The 4,923-nt window shown below is 69.6% G+C and carries 7 protein-coding genes; 5 read left to right on the top strand and 2 right to left on the bottom strand.

The genetic code is table 11. The features are described 5' to 3' along the window. Positions 1–37 precede the first annotated feature (37 nt). A complete protein-coding gene (locus tag ACWGI8_RS39480; protein WP_453668266.1) occupies positions 38–448 on the bottom strand; it encodes a rodlin in 411 nt (136 codons plus the stop codon). Positions 449–735: 287 nt separating this feature from the next. Here ACWGI8_RS39480 and ACWGI8_RS39475 point away from each other — a divergent pair, with 287 nt between their 5' ends. The 3 genes from ACWGI8_RS39475 to ACWGI8_RS39465 all read left to right on the top strand — a co-directional run bounded on the left by ACWGI8_RS39475 (position 736) and on the right by ACWGI8_RS39465 (position 2,499). Further along, on the top strand, positions 736–1,146 hold the full coding sequence (locus tag ACWGI8_RS39475) for a rodlin (protein WP_453668265.1): 411 nt from the start codon (positions 736–738) through the stop codon (positions 1,144–1,146). Between the two features lie 175 nt (positions 1,147–1,321). After that, positions 1,322–1,552, top strand: coding sequence for a chaplin (locus ACWGI8_RS39470; protein WP_453668264.1), 231 nt, complete (start codon positions 1,322–1,324; stop codon positions 1,550–1,552). 110 nt (positions 1,553–1,662) lie between these two features. Continuing rightward, the gene (locus ACWGI8_RS39465; RefSeq protein WP_453668263.1) at positions 1,663–2,499 is read left to right on the top strand and encodes a chaplin; all 837 of its coding nucleotides are present in this window, start codon (positions 1,663–1,665) and stop codon (positions 2,497–2,499) included. A gap of 218 nt (positions 2,500–2,717) precedes the next feature. Here the strand turns inward: ACWGI8_RS39465 and ACWGI8_RS39460 are convergent, their stop codons facing one another. Further along, the gene (locus ACWGI8_RS39460) at positions 2,718–3,917 is read right to left on the bottom strand and encodes a glycosyltransferase (RefSeq protein ID WP_453668268.1); all 1,200 of its coding nucleotides are present in this window, start codon (positions 3,915–3,917) and stop codon (positions 2,718–2,720) included. Positions 3,918–4,230: 313 nt separating this feature from the next. Between ACWGI8_RS39460 and ACWGI8_RS39455 the strand changes: the two genes are divergently transcribed. Both ACWGI8_RS39455 and ACWGI8_RS39450 read left to right on the top strand, forming a co-directional pair. After that, on the top strand, positions 4,231–4,470 hold the full coding sequence (locus tag ACWGI8_RS39455) for a chaplin (RefSeq protein WP_453668267.1): 240 nt from the start codon (positions 4,231–4,233) through the stop codon (positions 4,468–4,470). Positions 4,471–4,636: 166 nt separating this feature from the next. Next, positions 4,637–4,876 (top strand): chaplin, encoded by a 240-nt coding sequence (locus ACWGI8_RS39450; protein ID WP_453668262.1) that lies wholly within the window; start codon positions 4,637–4,639, stop codon positions 4,874–4,876. The last annotated feature ends 47 nt before the right edge of the window (positions 4,877–4,923 follow it).

The following is a 4,923-nucleotide window of genomic DNA, read 5'->3' as shown; positions in this document are numbered from 1 at the left end:
GTACCGCGACGGCCCGGCCCGGGGCGGACGGGGACGGTCAGCCGTTGTTGGTGCCGTTGCCGGAGAGCACCGGGATGTCGTCCAGGATGTGCGAGAGCGCTTCGTCGCCCTTGGCCTGGGTCGAGTTCTCCGAGCACTGCTGGTTCTGCGGGCTGGCGAGGACGTTGACGTCCTGGACACCGACCGGCACGAGACCGATCAGCGAACCGGCGTTGGCCTTGGCGGGCAGGGCGATGCAGGGCTTGTTCAGCGAACCCTGGATGAGCGCCATCTGCGGGCTCATGGCGCCGTACGTGGCCGAGTTCCCGAACATCTGAGAGGCGCCGACACCGCTGGCGCTCGTGGTGCCCGTGTCGTTGCCGATGGCCAGGGCCTGCGGAGCCGCCGCGGCCGAGGCGCCGACGATGGACGCGGTGACGGCGGCAGCCGCCATAGCCTTCTTGATCACGAATGATCCCTTTCTGAGGGGTGAGAGAGGACCGAGAGAGCCCGTTCCCGGAGCCTCCTGACCAACTAGGGCCCTCCGGAGTTGGTTCTTCCGCTTCACTCCAAAGGGCGGTGCGGAACGTGGCTGTGGCCGCTCGGAATTCTCTTTGCCGATCCAGCCGGTTTCCTCGATCCGGCAGCGGTGCGATGAGGGCTGTTCGGGTGAAGTTCCGAAACCAAACGATTGCGGCTCAGTTTGAGTCGGTGCGCAGACGAGCTCGAGTGTTCCTGCAGAAAGGCAAGCAAGTGATGATCAAGAAGGTGATGGCCACGGCGGCCATCACGGCCTCCGTAATCGGTGCCTCGGCCGCCGCCGCGCCCCAGGCCCTGGCCATCGGCAACGACACGGGCACCACGACCGCCAGCGGCGTCGGCGCCTCTCAGGTGTACGGGAACTCGGCCACGTACGGCTCCATGAGTCCGCAGCTTTCGCTCGTCCAGGGTTCGCTGAACAAGCCCTGCATCGGCCTGCCCGCCAAGGCCAACGCGAGTTCCCTCGTGGGTCTCGTGCCGGTCGGCGTCCAGGACGTCAACGTCCTCGCCAGCCCGCAGAACCAGCAGTGCTCGGAGAACTCGACCCAGGCCAAGGGCGACGAGGCGCTGTCGCACATCCTGTCCGACATTCCGGTGCTGTCCAGCAACGGCGTGAGCAACAGCTGAGTTCAATTTCCACCCCGATTCCTGGGAGTGGTCGCCGGGCATCCGAGTGAATGCGCGGAGTCTGAATGTCCAAAGGGTTTCTTCGGCGGGCGCGGGTCGTTGGCAGGGCGTCAGCGGCATTGCCTGGTGCATTGCCATTGACGCTGACACGACCACCGAACAGAAGGGATCCAAAATGAAGTTGAAGACCACGACGGTGCTGGCGGGGTTGGTGATGGCCATGGGCATGGCCTCGCCCGCCTTCGCGGACACCGGGGCGACCGGCGTCGCAGTCGGTTCGCCGGGAGTGCTGTCGGGGAACGTAATCCAAGTCCCCGTGCACGTTCCGGTCAATGCGTGCGGCAACTCCGTCGCCATCATTGGCCTGCTGAACCCTGCGTTCGGCAACGTCTGTGTGAGTGACTGACCGTCAGTCCTCGCATAAAGCCCTTGAAGGGTCGTTTTCCGCCGGTCCTGGGGCGTGCCGCCCGGCACCCCCAGGACCGGCTCGCGAAGCGAAAGCGGGAAGAACAAGAGATGCGACAGGTCATCAGCAAGGGAATTCTGACGGCCGCGGCGGCCACAAGTATTCTGTCCCTGAGCAGTGTGTACGCCAGTGCCGACTCCCAGGCCGAAGCGGAGGCTGCGGGCTCCCCCGGCGTACTGTCGGGAAACAACCTCCAGGCACCCGTGGACGTGCCGGTCAATGTGTGTGGCAATTCCCTGAACGTCATCGGGGTGCTCAATCCGGCGTTCGGCAACAGCTGTGCCGCCGGCGCGGGCGAATCGGCCGGAAGCGGGTCAGGTGCCACCGCCGTGGGTTCGGCCGTGGGTTCACCGGGTGTCGCCTCCGGCAACGCGGTCCAGGCCCCGGTGAATGTCCCGGTCAACGTCTGCGGGAACACCGTCGACGTGGTCGGCCTGCTCAACCCGGCTCTCGGCAACAACTGCGCCACCGGTGAGGTGGAGCCGCCGACGACGCCGGATACCCCGACGACGCCGGACACGCCGGACACGCCGACGACGCCGGATACCCCGACGACGCCGGACACGCCGGACACGCCGGACACGCCGACGACGCCGGACACGCCGACGACGCCGGACACGCCGACGACGCCGGACACCCCGACCACTCCGAACATCCCGAACATCCCGAACACCCCTGAGGTGCCGGAGGTTCCGGAACTGCCGGGGACCGTGGTGCCCGTCGTGCACACCCCCGTCGACCAGCCCGCCGACTCGTCCAGCACCTCCGGTCAGCTGGCTCAGACCGGCAGCGACGCGGGCACGATGGCCGCCGGCGCGGCCGCAGTGGCTCTGCTCGCCGGTGGCGCCCTGCTGTACCGGCGTGGGACGGCTGCCGCGCGGCGCTGAGCGACCACGTATCCCCGCCTGATTCCCGGCCGGGAGAGTCTCCTCATCGGACTCTCCCGGCCGGGTGCGTTGTGCGGCCGCTCCTCAGTTGCCGCACGGCACACCGGGACCGCCGCGGTGCTGGGAGCCGCCGCAGCCCCGCGGGCCGCGCGGCCGGGCACGACGTGCCCGGCCCCGAGCGTGCCGATGGCCGGACCGGCTCCGCGGCCCGGCCCGTACTACTGGCCGATCGGCTTCCCGCTCCCGGGTCGTACTCCCGCAACGTCGCGGTACACGTCCGCGATCGCGCCCGCGGTGTGCCGTACGTCATGGGCGGACAGGACGTGCTGGTGGCCCTGCCGGCCCAGCGCGGCGCGCAGCGGCGTGTTGAGCAGAAGATCTCCGACGGCCGTGGCCAGCGCGTAGGGATCCTGAGGGGGCGTCAGACAGAACAGTGCCTGCCCCGGAGGCAGGCTTTCCCGGGCCCCGCCGACATCGGTGACGACGACGGACCGGGCGCAGGCCATGGCCTCCAGCGGCGTCAGCGCCATGCCCTCCCAGCGGGACGGGACGACGACCAGGTCGGCCGCCCGGTACCAGGGCGCCGCGTCCCGCTCGGCGCCGGCGAACCGTACGGACGCGGGCGCGTCCACGCACAGGGTTGCCGCGTCGGGTCCGTCGCCGACCAGGGCGAGGCAGGCGTTGGGCAGTCTGCGCAGGACGAACTCCCACGCCTTGAGCAGCACGTCCTGGCCCTTCTGCCGGCACAGCCGCCCCACGCACACCACGAGCGGCGCGGACTCGGGCAGGTCGGCGACCAGCGGCGGCAGGGCCCGCGGCCGGTCCTCAGGGGCGGGCCGGAACCGCTCGGTGTCCACACCGTTGGGGATGACGGCCCAGCGCGCGTCGATACCCGCCCGCGCGGCCGTGCGCTGTTCCGCCTCACTGACACAGACGACCTGGTCCGCCCAGCGTGCGCCGTACCGTTCCCAGCGGCGCGCGAGCCGGACGGTGATGCCGTCGGCCGCCTCGAAGGACCAGGTGTGGGGCTGGAACACGGTGGGGGTCCGGCCGCGCACGGCGAGCCGGGCGGCCAGCCCCGCCTTGGCGCCGTGTGCGTGCACGACCTGCGGGCGTACCCGCGCCAGGATCCCGGCGAGCTGCCGTACCTCGTGGAGCAGCAGAGGTCCGGCCGCCCGCCCGGCCCGCCACCGGTGGACATCGGCGCCGACCGCGCGTGCGGCGTCCGCGAGCACACCGCCGTCGGGGCAGGCCACGGCCGCCCGAAGGCCGCTGCGGACCTGGTCGGTCACCAGATCCCGGACGACTCGGGGGATCCCGCCGTCGGCGGGCTGCACGACGTGGAGCACGGCCGGACGGCCCGGGCCGGGGTGCGGCAGGGACGACCCGGCAGGCGCCGTGTCCGGGCCGCGCTCGATACCGTGCCGAGCCGGAAGGAATTGCGGTTCGGCACGCACCGGAAATCGATCCGGATACCGCCGGAACTCAGCAGGCTGCGCAGATCGTGGATTCCGATTCATATCCAAGGGTATTCAGATGAACGGGTCGGTGAACGGGTTTCGTCGTGTGCTCATTGCGTGTCGGGGGTGAGAGGTGACTCTAGCTCCTTTTCTTTCGGCGGCCGTACGGCCGTTCCGGGCCGGATTAATCCTTTTGGTGCTCGTCCGTGTCCGGAGTTCGTGTGTCCTCGTTGATGGTTGCGCCTCATCGGTAACCCGGAAGGAAGTAATGATGAAGCGAATCGCCAAGTCGGTTGTTTTTGCGGGCGCGGGCGCTGCCCTGGTCATGGGCGGCGCGGGAATGGCTGTCGCCGACAGCGGTGCGTCCGGCGTCGCCGAGGGCTCGCCCGGTGTCGCTTCGGGCAATGTGCTCCAGGTTCCGGTCCACGTGCCGGCGAACCTGTGCGGCAACACCGTCAGCGTGATCGGCCTGCTGAACCCGACGTCGGCCAACGCCTGCGTCTCCGAATGACATGCACGGCGTCCGGCGGCGGGGCGTCGCCGGACGCCGGCATTCATATCGGGCGACCGGTATTCACTCCATCGGCCGCACAACCTGGCAGTCCACGCTGCCGTTGAACTTTTGGACCGGGCAGTCACGCACGGCCACTGACCATTTGACCAAGGAGTGCTTCTCCATGTCGCGTACCGCGAAGGCTTTCGTCCTGTCCACCCTTGCTGCCGCCGCTGTTGCGGGCACCGCCGGAATCGCCACCGCCGACAGCGGTGCGATGGGCGCGACGGCGCAGTCGCCGGGCGTGCTCTCGGGCAACCTCGTCCAGGCTCCCGTCCACGTGCCGGTCAACCTGTGCGGCAACACCGTCGACGTGGTCGGCCTGCTGAACCCGGCCTTCGGCAACGCCTGCGCCACCGACTGACCGCCTTTCACGGCGTTCCCCGGGCCGCTCTCCCCACCATGGTGGGG

The organism is Streptomyces sp. NPDC054841, from assembly GCF_053611045.1.
This window is presented reverse-complemented; position numbering and strand designations above follow the sequence as displayed.